This is a genomic window from Nonomuraea sp. NPDC049624, assembly GCF_040675255.1.
Classification (GTDB): Bacteria; Actinomycetota; Actinomycetes; order Streptosporangiales; family Streptosporangiaceae; genus Nonomuraea.
Genome location: NZ_JBFAOR010000009.1, coordinates 319937 through 340372 on the forward strand (window position 1 = coordinate 319937; position 20436 = coordinate 340372).

General features: G+C 73.1%; 15 protein-coding genes. 3 read left to right on the top strand and 12 right to left on the bottom strand.

The genetic code is table 11. The features are described from left to right. Positions 1 to 47: 47 nt before the first annotated feature. The 8 genes from AB0J76_RS35350 to AB0J76_RS35385 all read right to left on the bottom strand — a co-directional run bounded on the left by AB0J76_RS35350 (position 48) and on the right by AB0J76_RS35385 (position 13025). On the bottom strand, positions 48 to 428 hold the full coding sequence (locus AB0J76_RS35350) for a metalloregulator ArsR/SmtB family transcription factor (protein WP_352324474.1): 381 nt from the start codon (positions 426 to 428) through the stop codon (positions 48 to 50). A gap of 105 nt (positions 429 to 533) precedes the next feature. Further along, positions 534 to 1886: an FAD-dependent oxidoreductase gene (locus AB0J76_RS35355; protein WP_352324473.1), complete on the bottom strand. Its 1353-nt coding sequence runs from the start codon at positions 1884 to 1886 to the stop codon at positions 534 to 536. Between the two features lie 70 nt (positions 1887 to 1956). After that, positions 1957 to 3963: a hypothetical protein gene (locus tag AB0J76_RS35360; RefSeq protein ID WP_352324472.1), complete on the bottom strand. Its 2007-nt coding sequence runs from the start codon at positions 3961 to 3963 to the stop codon at positions 1957 to 1959. Beyond that, positions 3960 to 5081 (bottom strand): VWA domain-containing protein, encoded by a 1122-nt coding sequence (locus tag AB0J76_RS35365; protein WP_364392023.1) that lies wholly within the window; start codon positions 5079 to 5081, stop codon positions 3960 to 3962. The genes AB0J76_RS35360 and AB0J76_RS35365 overlap by 4 nt, the downstream gene beginning before the upstream one ends. Next, a complete protein-coding gene (locus AB0J76_RS35370; protein ID WP_352323602.1) occupies positions 5078 to 7324 on the bottom strand; it encodes a DUF5682 family protein in 2247 nt (748 codons plus the stop codon). The genes AB0J76_RS35365 and AB0J76_RS35370 overlap by 4 nt, the downstream gene beginning before the upstream one ends. Positions 7325 to 7327: 3 nt before the next feature. Next, positions 7328 to 8404: an AAA family ATPase gene (locus AB0J76_RS35375; protein ID WP_352323601.1), complete on the bottom strand. Its 1077-nt coding sequence runs from the start codon at positions 8402 to 8404 to the stop codon at positions 7328 to 7330. Continuing rightward, on the bottom strand, positions 8401 to 11898 hold the full coding sequence (locus AB0J76_RS35380) for a DUF4132 domain-containing protein (protein ID WP_352323600.1): 3498 nt from the start codon (positions 11896 to 11898) through the stop codon (positions 8401 to 8403). The genes AB0J76_RS35375 and AB0J76_RS35380 overlap by 4 nt, the downstream gene beginning before the upstream one ends. 143 nt (positions 11899 to 12041) lie before the next feature. Further along, entirely contained in the window at positions 12042 to 13025 is a 984-nt protein-coding gene (locus AB0J76_RS35385; RefSeq protein ID WP_352323599.1) for a nitrilase family protein, read from the bottom strand. Positions 13026 to 13178: 153 nt separating this feature from the next. Here AB0J76_RS35385 and AB0J76_RS35390 point away from each other — a divergent pair, with 153 nt between their 5' ends. Further along, positions 13179 to 14075, top strand: coding sequence for a LysR substrate-binding domain-containing protein (locus AB0J76_RS35390; protein WP_352323598.1), 897 nt, complete (start codon positions 13179 to 13181; stop codon positions 14073 to 14075). A 63-nt stretch (positions 14076 to 14138) separates the two neighbouring features. Here AB0J76_RS35390 and AB0J76_RS35395 read toward each other — a convergent pair whose 3' ends face one another. Beyond that, complete coding sequence (locus AB0J76_RS35395) at positions 14139 to 15392, bottom strand: hypothetical protein (RefSeq protein WP_352323597.1); 1254 nt, start codon at positions 15390 to 15392, stop codon at positions 14139 to 14141. A 176-nt stretch (positions 15393 to 15568) separates the two neighbouring features. On the opposite strand from AB0J76_RS35395, the gene AB0J76_RS35400 reads away from it, so the two are divergent. Continuing rightward, the gene (locus tag AB0J76_RS35400) at positions 15569 to 16387 is read left to right on the top strand and encodes an alpha/beta hydrolase (protein WP_352323596.1); all 819 of its coding nucleotides are present in this window, start codon (positions 15569 to 15571) and stop codon (positions 16385 to 16387) included. Positions 16388 to 16423: 36 nt separating this feature from the next. Here the strand turns inward: AB0J76_RS35400 and AB0J76_RS35405 are convergent, their stop codons facing one another. Beyond that, the gene (locus AB0J76_RS35405; protein WP_352323595.1) at positions 16424 to 16909 is read right to left on the bottom strand and encodes a hypothetical protein; all 486 of its coding nucleotides are present in this window, start codon (positions 16907 to 16909) and stop codon (positions 16424 to 16426) included. Positions 16910 to 16982: 73 nt separating this feature from the next. Between AB0J76_RS35405 and AB0J76_RS35410 the strand changes: the two genes are divergently transcribed. After that, positions 16983 to 17471, top strand: coding sequence for a GNAT family N-acetyltransferase (locus AB0J76_RS35410; RefSeq protein ID WP_352323594.1), 489 nt, complete (start codon positions 16983 to 16985; stop codon positions 17469 to 17471). A gap of 89 nt (positions 17472 to 17560) precedes the next feature. Here the strand turns inward: AB0J76_RS35410 and AB0J76_RS35415 are convergent, their stop codons facing one another. Both AB0J76_RS35415 and AB0J76_RS35420 read right to left on the bottom strand, forming a co-directional pair. Next, complete coding sequence (locus tag AB0J76_RS35415; protein ID WP_352323593.1) at positions 17561 to 19546, bottom strand: right-handed parallel beta-helix repeat-containing protein; 1986 nt, start codon at positions 19544 to 19546, stop codon at positions 17561 to 17563. A gap of 25 nt (positions 19547 to 19571) precedes the next feature. Further along, positions 19572 to 20429, bottom strand: a complete 858-nt coding sequence (locus tag AB0J76_RS35420) for a carbohydrate ABC transporter permease (RefSeq protein ID WP_352323592.1) — start codon at positions 20427 to 20429, stop codon at positions 19572 to 19574. Positions 20430 to 20436 lie beyond the last annotated feature (7 nt).

A 20436-nucleotide genomic window follows, 5' to 3' on the forward strand; every position in this document is an offset into this window, starting at 1 on the left:
TCAGATGCGCAAGTCAGACATTGTCCCGCGAGGGTGCGCCGTGTCGGTCAGACGGTGTGGAGTTCCACGTCCACCGGGGCGTTCTGCGCCTTGGCGGCGAGCGGCGTGAACAGCGCGCCCAGCCGGTTCACCACCTCGGGGACGATCCGGTAGTAGACCCAGGTGCCGCGGCGTTCGCCGTCGATCAGCCCGGCGGTGCGCAACACCTTCAGGTGGTGGGAGATGGTGGGGGCGGTCAGGTCGAAGACGCCGGTCAGGTCGCACACGCACGCCTCGCCGCCGGGATGGGAGCCGATCAGCGACAGCAGGCGCAGCCGTACGGGGTCGGCGACGGCCTTGAGCAGAGTGGCCAGTTCGGCGGCAGCTGTTTCGCCGAGCGGTTCGCGGGCGATCGGCGCACAGCACTGGGCGGTGGCGGGGGCTGCCATGGCGTGACTCCTTGATTCGATGCCGGTCTAAATCATAGGCGTTGGCAGGCGACCGGCGCGAACACGGAGACGGCACCCGCCACGGCCGTGGCGCGGCGCCCCCGCTCAGCCGCAGCAGCCGCCGCCGACGCCCGCGGCCAGGCCGGCCCGCCGCTCCTGGCCCTCGGCCAGGCTGGACGAGCACACCCCGGTCTCGGGCAGGTCGAGCCGCACGTCGCGGGCGGCCTGCCAGTCGCCGGCCAGCGCGGCGACGACGGAGCGGGCCTGCTCGTACCCGGTGGCGAGCAGGAAGGTCGGGGCGCGGCCGTAGCTCTTGACGCCGATGGCGTAGTAGCCGGGCTCGGGGTGGGCCAGCTCGTCCACGCCGTGTGGCGGGACGGTCCCGCAGGAGTGCTGGTCGGGGTCGATGAGCGGCGCCAGGGCGCGGGTGGAGCCGAGCACCGGGTCGAGGTCGAGACGCAGTTCGGCGGCGATGGAGTGGTCGGGGCGGTAGCCGGTAGCCCGGACGATCCGGTCCACGGTGATCGACTGCTCGGCGCCGGAGGGGGTGCGGCTGGTCACCTCGACGCCGTCGGCGGCGGCGCGCACCCGGTGGGTGAAGAAGCCGGTCAGCAAGGCGATGCGGCCGGAGGTGACGTGGGCGCGCAGCCGGGTGCCGAGTGCCCCGCGGGCCGGGAGGGCGTCGGCGTCGCCGCCGCCGTAGACGCGGCCGGCGGTGCCCGCGCGGATGGCCCAGGTGATCGGGGTGTCGTCCAGCTGGGCCAGGGCGAGCAGCGTGGTGGCGGCCGAGTGTCCTGCGCCGACGACCAGGACGTGCCGGCCCTCGTAGCGGTGCCGGTCGGCGCCGAGGACGTCGGGCAGGGCGTGGTCGATGGGCACGTCGTTCTCGCCGTGGGCGGGCAGGCCGGCCGCGCCCAGCACGTTCGGGGTGGTCCAGGTGCCGGAGGCGTCGATGATCGCGGCTGCCTGGAGCTCGCCGCCGTCGGCCAGGCGGATCACGAAGGGGGCCTGCTCGCGGCCTGCCGTGCGCAGCCGGTCGTGGCCGAGGCGGCTGATCGCGGTCACTCGTGCGTTCGTGCGCACCCGGTCGCCGAACAGCTTGGCCAGCGGGGCCAGGTAGTCGGCGACGAGCTCGGCGCCGGTCGGCAGCCGTCCGGGGTCGGGGGCGGTCCAGCCGTCGGCCTCCAGCAGGCGGCGGGCGGCGGCGTCGATGTCGTACGTCCAGGGGCTGAACACCCGTACGTGCCCCCACTGCGCGATCGACGCGGCGACCTGATCGCCGGCCTCCAGCACCAGGTGGCCGAGGCCGCGCTCGGTCAGGTGCGCGGCGGCGGCCAGGCCGACGGGGCCCGCGCCGATCACGACCACCGGCAGGTCGTCCCGCACCGAGGCCGCCTGGCGAGGGGCCGCGATCTGCTCGATCGCGATCGTGGTGGGGCCGCAGCAACTGTCGCTCATGACTGTTCCCTTGAATAGAAGCTCATCTAAGCAAGAGCCATCATGGGCCGCTGTTTCGACAGAAGTCAAATCAGCGAGCGTGGGACCCACATGGGGTCAGGTCAGTCAGCTCCAGGGCCACCTCCAGGCGCAGGTAGGCGTCGACCCAGGTCTGCTCGGCCGCCTCGCCCGGCCCCTGGGACCGCGCCGCCGCGAACGCTGTGACGGCCTGGGCGATGCGGTGGAGCCCGAGCGTGGTCAGCCGTCGCGCGGCGCTGCCGAGGCGGGCGTCGTAGGTCGGCGGCAGGTGGGACAGGCCGTGGTGGGCCGCTTCCGCGAGCAGCCCGCGGGCGTCGATCAGCACGGCGGTCAGCGGGTCGTGCCGGACGTCCGCGGCGGCCGCGAGCCGGCCGCCGCCTCCGGCGGGTCGCAGGTCGGGCACGACGACCCGGCCGCCGGCGGCCAGGCCGACGGGGTCGATGACGACACCGCCCGCGGTACGGCCGACCACTCCGCTCACGAAACGCAGCTCGCCCTCCTCCCCGGCGAGCACGGCGGCCAGCGCGTCGAGCCGGCCGGGTGCGGCGCCGGTGTGGACGGCGGTGACGGTGCCGGTGTTGCCCGCCCGGTCGGCGATGACGGCGTCGAGGCGCTGGTCACCGGCCGCGTAGGTCATGGCCACCACCCGGGAGACGGCGACGACGCGTACCAGCTCCGCTTCGACGCGCGGACGGATGGGCCGCAGCGTGAGGGCGTCGAGCTCGCGGCCGAGCGCGGCGAGGTCGGTCACCACCAGAGACGGCGAGAGCTCACCCCAGTCGCCGCGCGACGGGCTGACCGTCGTCCTGGCGATCCGCCCGGTGGCCAGCCGCACGGTACGGCTGGCGCTGCGGACGGCGGACTCGGTGACAAGGTTGCCGGTGGCCAGGGCGGCCAGCGTGGAGCCGGCGACGCGTCGCCGTGCCAGTGCGGCGCCGTCGCAGTCGTCGCCGCCGTCCTGTTCGCGGTCCCATTCGCGGCGGAGCACCAGGACCATCGCGCTGTCGCTGTGGGCCAGGTAGACCTCGGCGATCCGCCGGTCGCCGAGACTGCGGACCCGGCAGCCCAGGCTCTCCAGCCGGGCCCGGCGCAACGGGGTCTCGGCGGCCTCGGCGGTGCCGAGCACGCTGCTGCGGAGGGTGGCGTCGGGGCGGGTCACGGCCCGGTGCCGGGCGTGGAGCTCGGCGAGGTGGCTCGCGAGCAGCTCGGGACGGTAGTGGGCGCCGCGGTCGCGGTAGGCGGCCAGCTGCTCGGCGAGGTCGCCGACGGCCAGCAGCGGCCAGCGCGATCCGGCGGCGTCCAGGCGGCGCTGGACGTCGGCGATGGTGGCCGCCAATCCCTGGCCGAGGTGCGCCGCGCCCTCGCGCAGGACCGTGCCGGCCAGCCCCAGGGCCCCCTCCAGCCCGGCTCCTGCCCCGGCGACGGCTTGGCCGCCGACGTCGACCCGTACCTCCGGCGTCCCGGGATGCAGCTCGTCGGCCACCCGGAAGGCCCATACGGCGAGGGCGATGACGTCGTCGCGGCTGCCCGCGACGGCGTCGGTGTGCACGAAGCCGAGGTCGCCGGGGATCAGGAAACGCACGGTCGCGGTGGCGAGCTCGACCTGCGGCACCGGATCGGCGGCGGTGGCGCGGCGCACGCGGGCGGTGTATCCGGCCCTTTCGGCACGGCGGGCGGCGGTCATCAGGCGGGCGCCGATCCTGGCGGTCAGCTCGTCGTCGCTCAGCTGCCCCGGCGACCAGGCGGCGGGTTCCGGAACAGCGCCCTCGACCTGCGGATGTCCGACGGTCTCGACGGTCGCGGCGTGCTGGTGCCGGTACGCCAGCACCACCCCGACGACGTGCCGGCAGACTCCGGTGGCGCCGCACGTGCAGCGGGCCGCGTCGAGCCCGCCGGGGGGCAGGCTCGCGGTCGGTCCGCCCGCGAAGTCGCCGTGCACGGTCCCGTCGGCGTCGGTGCGCAGGTCGGGCGCGGCTTCCTTGCCCGCCCGCTTGACCAGGCCGCGGTTGGTGAGCGCGGCGAGGGAGTCGGTGGTGAGCCCGAGCAGGTCCGTTCTCATCGGCCCACGTGCTCCGCGACGAAGGACGCCAGCTCGCCCGGGGTCATCGCGCCCACGTACGCGCCGGCGTCGGCCAGGCGTTGCGCGAGGTCCCGGTCGTAGTCGGGGTTGGCCTGCTCGTCGAGGGCGGCCAGGCCGAGGACCTTGCTGCCCTGCTCGACCAGGTGACGCACGATGCGGACCAGCCGGTGGGGATCGCCGCCCTCGTAGAAGTCGGAGATCAGCACGACGACGGCCCGCCGCGGCTGGTCCACGAGCCCGGCGCCGTACGCCGCCGCGCGGGCGATGTCGGTGCCGCCGCCGAGCTGGACCTTCATGAGCAGTTCCACGGGATCGTCCACGTCGGAGGTCAGGTCCACCACGTCGGTGTCGAAGGCGACCAGGTGGGTGCGTACGCCGGGCAGACCCCACAGGCAGGCCGCGGTGACCGCCGAGTGGATCACCGAGTCGGTCATCGAGCCGGACTGGTCGACGAGCAGGATCACCTGCCACTGTTCGAGGTGGCGGCGGGTGCGGGAGAAGAACAGCGGGGTCTCGATCACGACCTTGCCGGTGTCGGGCTGGTAGCGGCCGAGGTTGGCGCGCAGGGTGCGGACCATGTCGAAGTTGCGGGCCAGCCGCAGCCGGCCCGGCCGCCGTGCCTTCGTGCCCGAGAAGGCGCTGCGCACCTCGGTGGCGAGCTGGTCCACGAGCTGCCGGACGACCTGCTCCACGATGCGCCTGGCCAGCCGCAACACCTGCGGGTTCATCAGGTGCTTGGTGTGCAGGACCGCCTTGAGCAACGCGGGGTTGGGCTCGATGCGCGCGAGCACGTCGGGGTCGGTGACGAGGTCGTGGATCTCGTAGCGTTCGACGGCGTCGCGTTGCAGGCGTTCGACGGTCTCCTTGGGGAACAGGCGGGTGATGTCGTCGAGCCAGCCGAACGTGGTCAGGTTCGACGGGCCGCTCCCGGCTTGTCTTCGTACGCCCCGCCTGCGCAGGTCCTCGTCGCGGCCGTACAGCCAGTCCATGGCGGCGTCGCGGCCGGCGGCCTCCTCGTCGAGCTGCCCGCCGCCGAGGCAGACGCCGCCGGCCTCGCCGAGCAGCAGGCGCCACCGCATGAGGGTGGGGTCGGTCATGGCGTGATCAGTCCTTCCCGGCGCAGTGCCGCATCGACTCGTTCGTCCAGTGCCATGCCTGCGGCCACCAGTTCCGGCGCCGCCTCCAGCCGCATCAGGTCCCACGCGGACGCGCCCGCGCCGGAACGCAGTTCGACCAGGCGGGCGGCGATGAGGTGCCGCTCGCGGGGCGGGAAGTAGCCGAACGCCTGACGCAGCGCCGGCAGGGCCACCAGGAAGTCGTGGTCGCCCATAGCCGCGACCAGCTCGTCGAGCAGCTCCAGCATGCCGCCGGTGTGCAGGACCTCCTCGCGGGCGAGCGCGAACAGCCCGGCCAGCCAGTCGCCGGCCGTGGCGGGGACGAACGCGCCGCGTACCGCCCGTGCGGGGTCCGCGGCGGGGGCGCCGCGCAGTGACCAGCCCAGCCCGAGCGCCGCCCCGCGCAGGTCGGGCGGCGCGTCCTGGCAGGCGGCGACGCGGTCGGCGACGCCCAGCGCCGCGTCCAGGTCCAGGCCCAGTGGCGGGCCGGCGTGCCTGAGCGCGTCGCGTACGGCGGCCAGGGCGCCGATGCGCCGCGGATCGGCCGGTACGGGCCCGCCGCGCACGCCCTCGGCCAGCCACAACACCCGGAGGGCGGCGGCCCGCACCACGGCGCCCAAGGTGGCGCTGCCGCTGGTGGCGAACAGTTCGTCGTGGCGCCACATCGCCAGGGCGACGGTGAGGGTGCGGCCCAGCGAGCCCAGGTCGGCCGCCGCGGCGATCGCCCGCGCGAGGTCGTCGAGCACCTGCCCCGTCAGCTCGCCGATGCCGCACAGCGCGGCGTCGAACAGCACGTCGGCCAGCTCGTCCAGGCCGGCGCCCCTGATCCGCCCGGCGAGCACGGAGGCCGCCGCCTCCTGCGGGTCCACGCCGTACCCGCCTGCCTCGATCAGGGCGGGCAGGCGGTCGTCGGCGTCGGTCAGGGTCCACTGTTCGACCAGCTCGGCGCCGCCCGCGGGGCGGGGCCCCGAGATGCGGACCACGCCCGGGACGCCCAGGACGCGCAGCCTGTGCAGGAAGCGGCTGCGCGCACGGCCGGCCTGCCCGCCGAGGTCGAGCCGTTCGTCGCCGGGGCCGCCCAGCTCGGCGAGCACCGCGTGGACCAGCGGCGGCAGCGGGGTCGAGGGGTGCAGGCGGCCTGTCCGGTCGCCGCTGAGCGCCGCGATCATCTCCACGACCACCGGGTGGTGGCCCGCCTGGAGGGGCCCGCGGGACGCCCAGGGCAGCGGGGTCTCGATCGCCTCGCCGACCAGCGCGGTGGCCAGGCCGTCGAGCACGTCGACGCGGGCCGGATGCGGGTGACCGCGCATCAGCGCGATCCCGTCGGCGGTGGCGCGCGCGGCGATCAGGTCGGCGGTGGAGACCGGCTGGCGCCGGGCGCGCAGCCGGGCCGTCACCGCCTCGGTGAGCCGGCGGGCGGCTCCGTCGGGGCCGTGCTCCCACAGGTCCTGGTAGTAGCCGGGCGACGGCATGCCCGACTGGTAGCCGTCGAAGGCGTCCAGCCGGCGGAACGAGTACGGCACCAGGTAGCTGCCGGCCGTCGCCCCCTCGGGCGGCTGCGGCACCTGCGGCCAGCTCCGCTCGCCCTGCTCGGCCAGCCGGATCAGCGCGGGACGGTGGAAGCCGCCCGTGACCACGACCACCGGCCGCTCGCCCGCCTCGCCGGCGGCCGCCCGGATCCACTGCGCCATGTACGCCTCGCGGGCCGTGTCGCCGGGATCGGTCTCGGTGTCGCCGCGTACGAGGTCGAAGTAGGTGGCCAGCCGTTCGGCCAGCCCGTCGGCCGGTTCGATCTCGAACAGGTGGTCCCACAACGCGTCCACGTTGTCCACGTCGAAGGCGCGGCAGAGCCGTCGGGTCGCCTCCGTGTAGCGGGCCTCGGCGTCGGCGTACCGGTTGCTGACGTCCGCCAGCGCGGGATGCCAGGCGGGCAGGTCGATGAAGCGCAGCTCGGCGCCGGTCGCGCGGCCCGCGGTCAGCGCCGCCCACTCCGGCGAGTAGTCGCACAGCGGTGTCCAGGAACCGTGTCGCCGCTCATGGTCGCGGTAGCCGGTGTGGACGGCGATCGGCAGCTCGTGGCCGAGCAGGAGCTCGTCCATCCTGCCGTTCATCTCCGACGGGCCTTCGACCAGCACGTACGCGGGGCGTACGGCACGGATGGTGTCGGCGACCAGCCGGGCGCAGGCGGGACTGTGGTGCCGCACGCCGAGGAAGACGACCGCCATCGGTCAGCCCGGCAGCAGGTGGCGGGCCTCGTACAGGGCCTGCCACTGGTCGCCGTGCCGCCTGCGCTCCAGGTACCTGCGCAGTTTGGCCAGGTCCTCCGGGTTGTCCTTGGCGGCCGTGCCGGCGAGGCAGGAGACCAGGTCGGCGGCCGTGCCCGGCTCGCGGCGCAGGAACCAGCCGCGCAGCCCGACGGCATGGGCGACCGAGACGGCCTCCGCGGTGCTCATCACCCCCGACAGCCGGTCGGTGGCCTCGCCGCGCGCGGTCTGCCCCTGGCGCAGGTCGCGGAAGGTGGTGACCAGGACCTCCAGCACGTCGCGGCGCGGCGGCGCGGTGACGCCCGAGCGTTTGAGCAGCGCCCCCGCCTCCGCCTCCACCAACGCCAGCTCGGTGTCGAAGTCGGCGATCGGGAAGACGGTCTCGAAGTTGAAGCGGCGCCTGAGCGCGGCGCTCATCTCGTTGACGCCGCGGTCGCGGGTGTTGGCGGTGGCCAGGATCGTGAACCCCTCCTGGGCGAACACCATCGACTCCGGGCCGCTCAGCTCCGGTACGGCGAGCACCCGGTCCGACAGCGGTGACAGCAGGCAGTCCTGCACCTCCAGCGGGCACCGGGTGATCTCCTCGAAGCGCACCACCTTGCCCTCGGCCATGCCGCGCAGCAGCGGCGCGGGCACCAGCGACCGGGTGGAGGGGCCCTCGGCGACCAGCAGCGCGTAGTTCCAGGAGTATTTGATCTGGTCCTCGGTGGTGGCCGCGCCGCCCTGGATGGTGAGCGTCGAGGTGCCGCTCACGGCCGCGGCCAGCAGCTCGGACAGCAGCGACTTCGCCGTGCCGGGCTCGCCCACCAGCATCAGCCCGCGGTTGGTCGCGAGCGTCACCAGGGACCGGTCGATCAGCGAGGGATCGCCCACGAACTTGCGGCTGACGCCCAGCTTCTCGTCCCCGAGGACGAAACGGCGGGCGGCCCGCAAGCTGAGCGCCCAGCCGGGCGGCCGGTCGTCGGTGTCGTGCTCCCGCAGCCTGGCCAGCTCGCCGGCGTAGCGGATCTCGGCCGGGGGCCGCTGGGCGTGTCCGTTCATCGGGTGATCTCCCTGAGGTCTCGGAGGATCTCGGAGGTGGTGATCGCATCGAGGCCGTCGAGCCCCAGCTGGACCAGGGTCTGCTCGTCGGCGAAGTCGACGTGGCCGATCGCGATGCCCGGATCGAGGCCGATCGTGATGGTGCTGCCGCCGGGCACGTCCCGCTCGATCCAGCCTTGCCAGCCGGCGTCCTGGGGCGCGCCGCGCCGCCAGCCGCGCCGCTCCAGGCCGAGCACCGCGCGGGTGGGGATCCTGGCCGCCTCGATCTCGGCCACCAGCGCCGGATCCAGCTCGTACGTCTCCCTGCCCAGCTGCGGGAACGGCTGCAGGATCTCGTAGTCGGCGAACACCTCACCCCACGCGGCCAGGTCCTCCCCCAGCTCCAGCGGGTGCGCCACGCCGACGAGGGCGTCCTCGGGCAACGTCAGCGCGTCGTCCTGGACGTCGGCGAAGCTGCGGTCCTCGGCCACGCGCAGGGTGCCCGTGAGCCGGCCCGACGGGTCGTACAGACCCCATACGAGCCGCCGGACGATGTGCCGGAGCAGCGGGTGGCCGACGAGCAGCCGGCCGAAGTCGCCGGCGCTCCAGCGACGCCGGTTGACCATGGCCTGCTCCAGGCGGTGGATGGCGTCCCCGGCCACGGAGCGCACGTCCTTCTTCAGCCCGGCGAAACGCCGGTAGGCGGCGGTCGCGAGCTCCTGATCGTCGTTGGCGCCTGGCTTGGGCAGGTTCTTCAGCCGTTTGCCCGAGGCGTCGGCCACGTACGGCTTGAGCTGCTCGTCGAAGCCCACCGCGAACCGCCTGCGGCCGTAGTCGAGGGTCAGGCTGCCGTCGGCGGACAGGCCGAAGTCGGGCACCAGCCGGTCGGCCAGCTCCTGCGGGCTCAGGCCGAGCTCGGCGGCGACCTCGTCGATCTTCTGCTTGGCCCGGTTCTTCAGCCCGCCGAACTTGGCCTTCTCGGCGATGCCGTGCAGGTGCATCAGCGCCACCTCGGAGCCGATGGAGGCCAGCAGGTCCAGGCCGGTGACCGCGCGCGCGTGCCCGCCCTCGCCCGGCCAGGTCCTGATCAGCGGGGTCAGCCGCCGTACGGTCTCGTCGTCGCCGAGCAGCGCCTGCGCGTCCATCACCCAGCTCTCCTTGGACGGGTAGCCGGCCGCCTGCCAGCACTGGAACAGCGCCCAGGCGAAGTCGGCGAGGCTGCGGCCGTCGCAGGCCTCCTTGACCACGGCCAGACCGGCGTACGGGTCGCCGGGCTTGGAGATCGCCAGCATCGTCATCACGTGGCGGGCCGCCTCGGGGGGCAGCGCGCCCGCCTCGCCGCGCAGGTGGATCGGGGTCATGACGGCGACCTCCGTCCATTCGGGCAGCACCGGCATCCTGGCGGGCAGCGCGTCGAGCGGGTCGGCCACGAGCAGGTCGGCGACGGCGGCCTCGGCGGCGGGCCCGTACCCTGCGGCGGCCTCGGCCACGGTGTCGCGGTGGCCGCCCGCGACCAGCGCCGCCAGCGCCCGCTCGGCCCGGAGCCGGGCCACGCCGGGCTTGCCGAGAGCCGCCGGGATCAGCGCCCTGGCGGCCGCTCCGGGGTGACGGTTCAGCCACGCCAGCGCGGTGGCGCGGACGGACTTCAGCCGGGCCAGCCAGTCGGCCATCAGCACGGCGACCTCCGGCGCCGCGAACGGCAGCAGCGACGCGGCGACCGAGCTGGGACCGCGCCGGGCGCTGTCGACCACCATGGGCAGCGCCGCCGGCCCGAACCTGGCCACCACCGTCGGCATCCAGTCGCCGGCCCCCCACAGGTCGCCGGGGCGCCACTTCCCGATCAGCGGCGCGGCCAGCTCCTCGGGCCCGGCGACGAACAGGGCGATCTGGTCCGTCCAGCGGGCGCCCCGCCTCTCGGCGATGTCGCGGGCGACGTCCTTCCAGCTCCGGTGCCAGGCCCGGCCCCAGGAGTTCGCCGCCCGGGAGGAACGCCAATTGTCCTGCTCGCCCGGCGCCCACGACAGGGCCGGTTCGTCGGTGCACGCCAGGCCGTCGACCACGACCACCTTGCGCGGCTTGCGCGGGCGGGTCCAGGGCGGGCTGACCAGCACCTCGGGCAGCGCCTGCGGCGGAGCGGCGGCGACGGTCCCGGCGGTCACGACCCTGTCGAGACGCTCGGCGGCGGCGCCGTCGCCGAGGCTCGCGAGCACCTCCTCCACCAGGTCGGGACGGGCCGCCACGTGGGTGCGCAGCAGCAGGTCGGCGGCCTTGCCGCCGGACTCGGCCAGCATCCGCATCGCGCGGCGGGGGAAGCGGGAGGCCGCGCGCAGGAAGGCCGCCTGGGTGTACTTCTGCTCGACGCGGTCGAGGATCGCCCGCATCGCCGTGTCGTAGGGCAGGTCGGCGAGCATGTGCAGCAGCCGCTTGCGGCTGTCCGCGCCGTAGGCGTGGTCCACCCAGCCGGCCAGCAGCGGCACGGCCGCCTCGCCCATGCCGTCGACGACCGTGGCCGGCAGGGTGAAGGAGTCCCCCAGGTAGACGCCACGCACCTGGTCCGCGATCAGCTCGGCGTGCTCCGGCGTGCTGACGGCGGCGATCAGGCGGACGGCGAGCGCCGGGAGGACCTGGCTCACCTCGGCGCAGTCGGCCGCGACCCATGCGGTCTCGGTGGGTGCCAGGAAGGAGGCGGCCACGCGGTGGTGGAGCCCGCCCGTGCGGCTCACTTCCAGCGCCGCGACGACCTCGGCGTACTCGTCGTCGGACGCGGCGGCCAGCACGGCGCGGACCCGGGCGTCGATCTGCTCGCCGGAGGCCCAGCCGAGCCACGGGTCGGGGGCCTGGCCGTCGGTCAGCCGGCGGACCACCGAGGCGCCCCCGTCGTGACCGTAGTCCAGCGAGGCCAGCTCGGTCACGGCCACCGCCGCGAACACCGGGCCGCGTTCGGCCAGCCAGGTGTCGGGGAACAGGGAGAACAGCTCGCGCTCGTTCCACGGCAGGGACGCGGCCACCGCCCTGACGACCACCGCCGCGCCCAGCGGTGTGGCGGCGGGCTCCCCCGCCAGGTAGGCCGCGCCCGCGGACGCGAGCTCCGGGTCGGGGCACCTCGCCACCATGTCGGCGAGCCCCTTCCCGCGTCTGCCCAGCTCGGCGGCCAGTTTCTGCGGCGCGCTCGGGTCCGGCCGGTGCGCCGGGGCCTTGGCTCCGCCCCGCCGGGGGTGAAGAGCGCGCAACCAGGCGGGCGGCAACGTCAGCCGGTGCTCGTCCTCGACGCCGCCGGCCGCTGCCTGCGACGCGGGAGCCGTGCCGTCCTCCGCGTAGCCCTTGCGCACCTTCTCCGCCACCAGCTTGTCGGCGGCGGCAGTGGCGGCGGCGGCCGAGCCGAACGACTTGACCTGTGTCTGACCGGCCGCGCCCAGCCGTCCGTACCGGATGTGCAGCTCCGCGCCGTCCTGGCGCACCTCCCAGAACTTGGCCGAACCTCCGCCGACGAACGTCAGCGTGCGCTCCACGCTCATGCCGATACCTCCACGCCGCATCCCGTCTTCCTCTTGATCGACAGCGGCGAGTATGGCGGGCGCGACCGACAAAGTGACTGGGCACACCGGCCACGGGCGGCTCCGCGCCCAACCGGCCCGGTGCGCCGCGTCGGCGCCGGGACTCAGGCTCCCGCGTCGCCGGGCCCGCTGCCGGGGGCGCGGAGGAGTGGCACCGGGTCGGTGGCGAAGCGAGCGGCGCGAGGCTCGCGTTCGTCCCCGAACCGGCGGGTGAGGATGCCGTAGAGCTCCGGACGTCGTCCCTGGATCCATCGGCGGCCGGTCGAGAGCGGCAGCAGGCTGAGGTCGAGGTCGGCGGTGACCATGTCGTCAGCGGCCGCCCAGGTCTCGCCGAGGATGCGGCCGTAGGGGTCGATGATCATGGCGTTGCCGGTGCGGATCTCGTCGTCGTCTTCGCCGATGCCGTTGCTGAACAGGACGAACAGCCCGTTGTCATGAGCCCGGGCGGGCAGCCAGCGCATCAGCCACTCGCGTCCGCTGGGGCCGCGCAGCTCGGCTTCGATCGCCTTCGGGGCGCCGTGCCGGTTCCGCCAGAGCTCCACGGGGATCGGGCGCATCCCGTGGGGGCTGCGCGAGGCGGTGCCGCCGGTCTGGTGGGGCGCCACCAGGATCGAGGCGCCCATCAGCGCGGTGGCGCGGACGTTCTCGACCAGGTTGTTGTCCCAGCAGATGAGGATGCCCATGCGGACGCCCCAGGGGGTGTCGAAGACGGTGTAGGCGTCGCCGCTGCTGATCGCCGGGTGCTCGAAGGCGTGCAGCTTGCGGTGACGATGGACGGATCCGTCCGGGAGGCAGAGGGCGTAGCTGTTGAACAGCCGCCCGTCCGTGTCGCTCTCCAGGAAGCCGACCCCCACGGCGACGCCGTGCTCGGCCGCCAGCGCGCGGACGGCGGTGACGGACGGACCGTCCACCGGCTCGGCGAGCTCCCGCAGCCGCTCGGGGGTCTGGCGGCGGAGATGCCAGTACCCCAGCAGGCACATCTCCGGGAAGGCGACGACCTGCACGCCGTCCGCGCTCGCCAGGCGCACGTAGTGCTCGACCTGGGCCAGGTTGTAGGTCTTGTCATCGGGACGATGCTCGAACTGCACGGTCGCGCACCGCAGTGCCGGCGTTGGGGTCTCGGCCGCTTCGTCGTTCCGCGCCATCGCGAACCTCCGGATCCTTGGGGTGGTTCACCAGGAGAGCGCATGCGCTTCCCATTCGTCCAATGAATCTTTTCCGCTGTTCGATAGGCTCCCGGAATGGATCTGGTTCTGCTGCGCGCCTTCCTCGCGGTCGCCGGGCACGGTCACTACGGCCGCGCCGCGCGTACGCTGAACGTCACCCAGCCGACGCTCACGAAGCAGATCCAGTCGTTGGAGGCGCAGGTGGGAGGCCGGCTGTTCGACCGCGGCCGGCACGGCGCCGTGCTGACCGGTCTGGGCGCCGTCCTGCTCCCGGACGCGCAGGCGCTCCTGCGGCAGGCCGACGCGCTCACGCGGCGGATGGCGAGCATGGCCGCCGGCGAGGCCGGGAGGCTGGCGGTCGGCTTCGGGCTGTCGAGCATCGACCTGGCCCCCCGGATCGTCGCCGCGTTCCGGCGGCGCCACCCCGACGTGCACGTCACCTTGGATGACATGTCGTCACAGGCCCAGCTCGACCGGATCGGCGCGGGCGACCTCGATGTCGGTTTCGTCCGCCTGCCCCTCGAAGGCGGATGGGGACGGCTGCCACTGGCCGGCGACCGCCTCGCCCTCGCCTGGGCCGGCCATGACGACCGGCCGCCGCACGACCTCGGCGATCTCGCCGGGTGGGTGGCCCGCCACGATTTCCTCCAGTTGGCGCAGGAGAGAGGGCCGGGGCTGGCCGGGCAGATCAGCCGCCTGTGCACCGCCGTCGCGATCCGGCCTGCCGTCGTCCAGGAGGCACGGGACCTGCAGACCGTGCTCGCGCTGGTGGCGGCCGGCGCAGGGGTGGCGTTCGTGCCGGCCAGCGCCCGCCGTATCGCGCCCCCGTCTGTCGTGATCACGCCGGTCCGCCATCCGGCGGCCGCATGGCAGATCGCCGTGGTGTGGAAGGACGGGCGGCCCGGCCCGTTGACGACCGGTTTCCTCGACCTCGTACGGGAACAGGGCCTTCTGGGGGCCGGCGGCTCCTGAGCCGGCGGCGGCTCGGGCGGCTGCGTCCGGCCGCAGACAGCCGGACGCGCGGCCGAGGAGACGTCAGGAGAGGGTGAGCGTGCCGTCCGGGTTGCGGGCGCACGTGACGACCGCGCGGGGCGCCGCGGTGAGGGCGCCGGTCAGGCACTGGCCGAGGACCGTGTGGCCCGCGGCGTTGGGGTGCCACGACTCCTGACAGGTCTGGAAGTAGGTGACGCAGGTGTTCGCCGCGCGCTGGATACCGATCTTGTCCCAGCCCGACAGGCTGGTGACGAACGTGCCGGACGGCCCGTCCTGCACGCGGACCGGCGTCGCGAGCGCACCGGCCGGGCTGCCGGGGTTCTCGCAGAGCCTGGCCCCGTCGAACGCCCGCTGGACGTCCAGGACGCGCAGGTCGGCCGCCGGGCGCTCGGCTGCCAGCGTGGTGAAGGCGTTCTTGACCAGTGAGCCGAGGTTCTGGGAGAACACGTGCCCGGGGGCCAGGCTCGCACGGTGGATCGGGCACCCGGCGGCGTAGCGCTCGGCGCCGAGGGCGCGGAACTTGTCGCGGGTGTCGGTGCGGCCGTCCTCGTCGTAGTACTGCGGGGCTACGTCGGGCGGCAGCGGGTTGGTGTAGGTCTGCAGGATCACCTGGTGGCTGCCGTCGGCGTCGATCTGGTCGAGGGTGTCGAGGATCTGGCGCAGGGCCGCGGTGGTCTCGGCGGTGGCGGCGGCGACCTCGGCGTCGGTGGCCAGGTCCGAGGCGGTGCAGGGCTTCTGCGGCACCTCGCCCTTGAGGTAGGCCCAGAACTCCCACCAGCCGGTCCAGGCGTCGGCGATGAAGCGGTTGGCGCACAGCGTGGCCACGTCGCCGAAGGTGAACTGGGTGTTGTTGGAGCCGAGGCCGACGAGGACGACGTCGATGTCGTGCGTCCGGGCGACGGCGCGCAGCTGGTCGAGTTGCGAGGCGACGGTGCGGCCCTCGGCCCTGGCGCTGGAGGGGCTGGCGATGTCGGCGGGCTGGGCGCCCGAGCACGCGAGGTTGAACCGTTGCTGGATGCCCGGGAGCGACGCCGCGAACACCGAGGCGTTCGCCGACCGGTGGCAGAAGTAGGCGTTGCTGTTGGCCGCCGACCAGCCGGGGAAGGACTGGGCCGTACCGGAGGCGTCGACGACGGGCTGGTAGTCCCCCGCGCCCTCCCCGCTGATGAAACTGTCGCCGAGCGCGACGGCGGCGGTGGGCAGAGCCGCCTGCGCCGGTCCGCTCCGCGCGACCTGGACGCCCGCCGCGCTCACCAGGAGCATGACAACCGCGGCCGCACTCTGGAGGAGCCTCATGACCACCTGATTTCCTACTGAACCAGTACGAAATACGCCTGTGTGGATCACAACATGCGGTGCCGGCAGCGTCAACATGCTGATGTGGGGGCCGCGCACGCTTACCTGGGACGTAATTGTCGCCCTTACCTCTGACTGACAAGCTCAGGACATCGCACGAAATAAGGAGTCATGAGATGTTCTTCGAGACCACGGACGGCACCCGCCTCGCCTACGAGGACTACGGCCAGGGCAAGCCCATCGTCTTCGTCGCCAGCGTGATGCTCTCCGCCGACATGTGGGAGTACCAGATCCCGTACTTCGTGGAGCGCGGCTACCGTTGCGTCGCCCTCGACCGGCGGGCCCACGGCCGCTCGGACCGCCCCTCGGCGGGCTACGACCTGGACACCGGCGCCGACGACCTGGCCGAGCTGATCGAGCTGCTCGACCTGCGTGACGTCACCCTGGTCGGTCACTCCATGGGCGGCGCCGAGGTCGCCCGGTACCTGGCCCGCCACGGCGACGAACGGGTCGCGCGGGTGGCGTTCGTCTCGGCGATGCTGCCGTTCCTGCTGCAGACCGACGACAACCCCGAGGGAGTGCCGGGCGCCATGTTGGAGGCCTCGATGGCGGCCCTGGACGCCGACCGTCCCAAGTGGCTGGCCCAGCGGGCGCAGGCGTTCTTCGCCACGCACCTGGGCAACGAGATCTCCCCCGCACAGGTGGACTTCACGCTGCGGCAGTGCCTTGAGGTCTCGCCGTGGGCGATCCGCCAGTACCAGCGGGCCGCCATGACCTTCGACCACCGGGCCTCGCTGGCCGAGATCGCCGTGCCCGCGCTGGTCGTGCACGGGGCCGCCGACGCCTCCGTGCCGGTGGCCGTCACCGGGCGGCGCACCGCCCAGCTGGTTCCCGGGGCGACCTACCTGGAGTACCCGACCGGCGGGCACGGCCTGTTCGTCACCCACCGTGACCGGTTCAACGACGACCTGCACACCTTCATCAAGTCCACCTGACGGCGGTCGCGGTCATGACCGCCGTGGCTCGGTGGTTCACTCGACCACCCGGCCTGTCGTCTTCTGGCCGTCCGTGCGTACGGCCAGGCAGTACACGGTCCGGTAGCGGGGCCAGTCCTCCGCGGCCGGCCCCAGCCACGTCATCCCGATGACATCCCTCTTCGACTTCTTGACGCGCATTCTGGGAAGGCATCCGTTCTCCGCGAGCCGTGTCATGTCCGCCTCCGGATAGGGCCCCTGCGGGAGGACGTAGGTGGTGGCGAACTCGGCCGAGTGCGGCACATGGCAGGGGACGACGGTCACCAGGAACGTCTGGGGAAGGGGTTCGATGCAGTCGCCGGGTCGCAGTTCGGTGGCGTAATACCGTTGCGTGCCGGGAACGGCGCTCTGCTGCAGCGGAGTCTGCGGGGCGGCGGCGGGTTCCGGCTGAGCGGACCTGGACGACTCGACCGGAACCGGGTCACCTGCGCAGCCGGCGAGCGAGACGGCTAAGCAGCATGCGATCAGTGATGTGCGAACCATGGCACAAGGGTGGCAGCATCAGAGCGCTCCGGAGGCTCGCCTGACGTCTCGGCGTCGCCGGTATATTGGGCGGATGCTGATCAGGGAAGCCACCGTGGACGACTGGTCGGCCATCTGGCCGTTCTTCCGCGAGATCGTCGCCGCCGGTGAGACCTTCACCTATCCGCTCGATCTCGGCCAGGAAGAGGGGCGCGGCTGGTGGTTGCTGCCCGCCCCGAACCGTACGGTCGTCGCGGTCGACGACGACGGCACGATCCTCGGCACCGCGAAGATGAACAACAACCAGATGGGCAACGGCTCGCACGTCGCGAGCGCCAGCTACATGGTCGATCCAGCACATTCCGGACGTGGTGTGGGCCGCGCGTTGTGCGAGTACACCATCGAGTGGGCCCGCACCACGGGTTTCCGCTCGATGCAGTTCAACGCGGTCGTGGAGACCAACGAGGCGGCGGTGCGCCTGTACCGGAAACTCGGATTCGAGGTGCTCGGCACCGTGCCGGAGGGCTTCCGGAGCCCGGCGAAGGGCTACGTCGGACTGCACATCATGCACCGCCCTCTCTGACGACCTCCCGGAGCACGCCCTGCGCGCACCGGACCCGGCGCCCGTGGTGGCGGCCACGGACGCCGGGGCTGCTGCTGCGCCCGGTCGTCCTAGCGGGTCGCTCCGGCCACCCACTTGGGGGCGCCGTACTGGTAGGCGCCGAGGCTCGGGAGCGGGTCCGTCGAACCGTCGTTGACGCCGGGCAGCGGGATCGCCCGGTTGCGCGCCGGGGACGCCGCCGACAGCCGGTAGTCGCGCCCGGCCGGGTCGACGAACAGCGGGTCGACGTCGGCCGGCAGGTTGTTGGACAGCACCATCCCGCCGTTCGTGGCGCCGTCGAGGCCGCGGATCGGGCCGATGTTGTTGTAGACCTTCGTGCCGGTCGAGTTGCCGGGCTCCTTGACGTAGAACATCGTCATGCCGCCGGTGTTGTTGTAGACGCCGTTGTTGTGCGAGCCGCCGCCGAGGCCGTTGAGCATCACGGTCCCCTCGGGGTTGCCCCAGCCCACGTTGGCGGCGATGGTGATGTTGCTCTGCCCGTTGTCGGCGTAGACGCCGGTGACCCCGAACTTGGTGGCGCCCCACCTCGGCGCCGGATCGTGCAGCACGTTGTGGTCGATCGAGGTACCCAGCATGTCGGAGCCGCAGCAGGTGTAGACCGCGGCCACGTCCAGGCTCAGCCGGGCGTACTGGGAGATGTCGTTGTAGGCGATGCGGTCCGGCCCCGGCGTGCCGCCGGCGGCGTTGTCCCACTGCAGGTTCACGCCGCTGCGGCCGACCCGGTAGATGGTGTTGTGCGTGACCGTCTGGCTGTTGCCCTGCACGGCGACGCCGGCCGCGTAGGTGCCCAGGTAGTCCACGTCGTGGATGACGTTGTTCGTCGCGGTGTTCCGCATGCCGCGCAGCGCGATGCCGTTTCCGGCGCTGAGTGACAGGTCGCTGTCGACGACCTGGTTGTCCGTGCCGTTGAGCACGATGCCGGTGTCGGCGACGCCCCGGGTGACGGTGGAGCCGCAGTCGGTGGCGCCGCGCGTGATGTCGGTGTAGTGCGACAGGTACCTGCCGGTGATCCCGTCGATCACGACATGGCTGCTGCCGGGCCCGGTCTCGATGGTGGCGGCGAACAGGCCGACGCCGGCGATCGTCGTGTGGCTCGTGTTCCGCAGGTCGAAGGCCAGCGTGCGGGCCTTGGCCTCGATCACGTGCCGGTTGGGGTCGTCCTCGCTGTACAGGTAGAGCCGTTTGCCGGCCGGGTCGTAGAACCAGGTGCCGGGGTGGGCGAGTTCGCCGATCTTGCCGGCGAGCGCGTACCGGGTGTCCTTCGGGATCACCTTGTGGACGCACGGCGGCGCCGCGTCGAGCACGACCGAGCCCACGTCGGAGCTCTTGATCGTGGAGGTCGCCGTGATGTACCAGTAGTTCGTCGTCACGCGGGCGCCGGTCCAGTAGCCGGCCGGGCGGGTCAGCGCGTCGTCGGCGACGGTGGCCTCCGCGCTGCCGGGGCCGGCGTACCGCACCGCGGGTTCGAGCAGGTCGAGGCCGGGGTAGGGCCACTGGGCCTCGACGTTCATCCGCTGGTCGGTGAAGGTCTGCACGGTCGTGACGTCGGGTCCGAGGTCGGCGCGGGCGCTGTGGACGCGACCGTCGCGCACGGCCTGGGCGAAGGGCGAGTCCGGCGCGTACGGGTCCCACTGCGCGATGCGGGCCACGTCCCGGGTGGTGACCGGGGACCAGCCCCTGATCCGCTTGGCGCCGCTCACCGTCACGCGCGCGCCGGGGGCCGCCCGGTAGGTGATGGGCAGTCCGGCGGCGCCCGACCTGGCGGGCACGACGGTCTCCTCGTACGTGCCCGACTGGATCAGGCAGGTGTCGCCGGGCGTCATGACGTCGGCGCACCGCTGGATGTGCCGGAAGGCCGTCGCGGCCGACCGGCCGCCGGCCGAGTCCCTGCCCCACGGCGCGACGTGGTACGTGGTGCCGCCCGCGCCCTGCTCGGCCGCCGCCGGGACGGCCGCCGACACGACCGCGATCATCGTCGCGATCACCGGCGCGATTACCACGGCCGCGCGCGGCCGCCGATTGCGTAACAACGTCATGGTCCCTCTTTCCGTGACGGGCCGTTCAGCCCTTGACCGCGCCGACCGTGAGGCCGCTGATGATGTGGCGCTGCATGTAGACGAAGAAGATGACGACCGGTGCCACCGCCAGCAGCAGGTTGGGGAACACCCTGGTCAGGTGGGTCGAGTACTGGCTGATCCCGGCGTAGATGGCCGTCGTCACCGTGTACCGGCCGGAGCCGGGGCTGAGCAGGATCTGCGGGCTGACGAAGTCGTTCCAGATCCCGATCGAGTTGAGGATCAGCACGGTGACCACCGCGGGCCGCATCAGCGGGAAGATGATCGTCCAGAACGTGCGCAGCCGCCCCGCGCCGTCGATCATCGCCGCCTGGTCGATGGAGGCCGGAATGGTACGGATGAAGCCGACGAACAGGAAGATGCTCACCGGAAGGGTCGAGGCCACGTCGTGGGCCACGAGGCCGGCCACGGTGTTGGCCAGGCCGACCGAGCGCAGCACGTAGATCACCGGGATCACCAGCGCGGCGCCCGGGATGAACGTGCCCGCGAGGAAGTACAGCAGCAGCAGCTGGGAGCGGCGGCTGAGGCTGCGCGCGATCGCGTACGCCGCCGGGCCGGCCAGCAGGATGCACAGGACGTCCACGACGACGACCAGGAACAGCGTGAAGCCGTAGCTGCGGATCACGTTGTACTGGGGGCTGTTGACGGCGTTGGCGAGGTACTCGAAGGTGAGGTCCCCGAACGGGAGGGAGAAGGGGTTGCCGAGGATGTCGTCCTGGGACTTGAAGCTGTTGACCACGAGCAGGTAGACCGGCACGGTCATGGCCACCAGGAGCAGCGCCAGCATGACCGGGCGCACGAAGGAGCGGCGCCTGCCGTGGGCGGCCTGCGGCTGTTCGATCATCACCGTC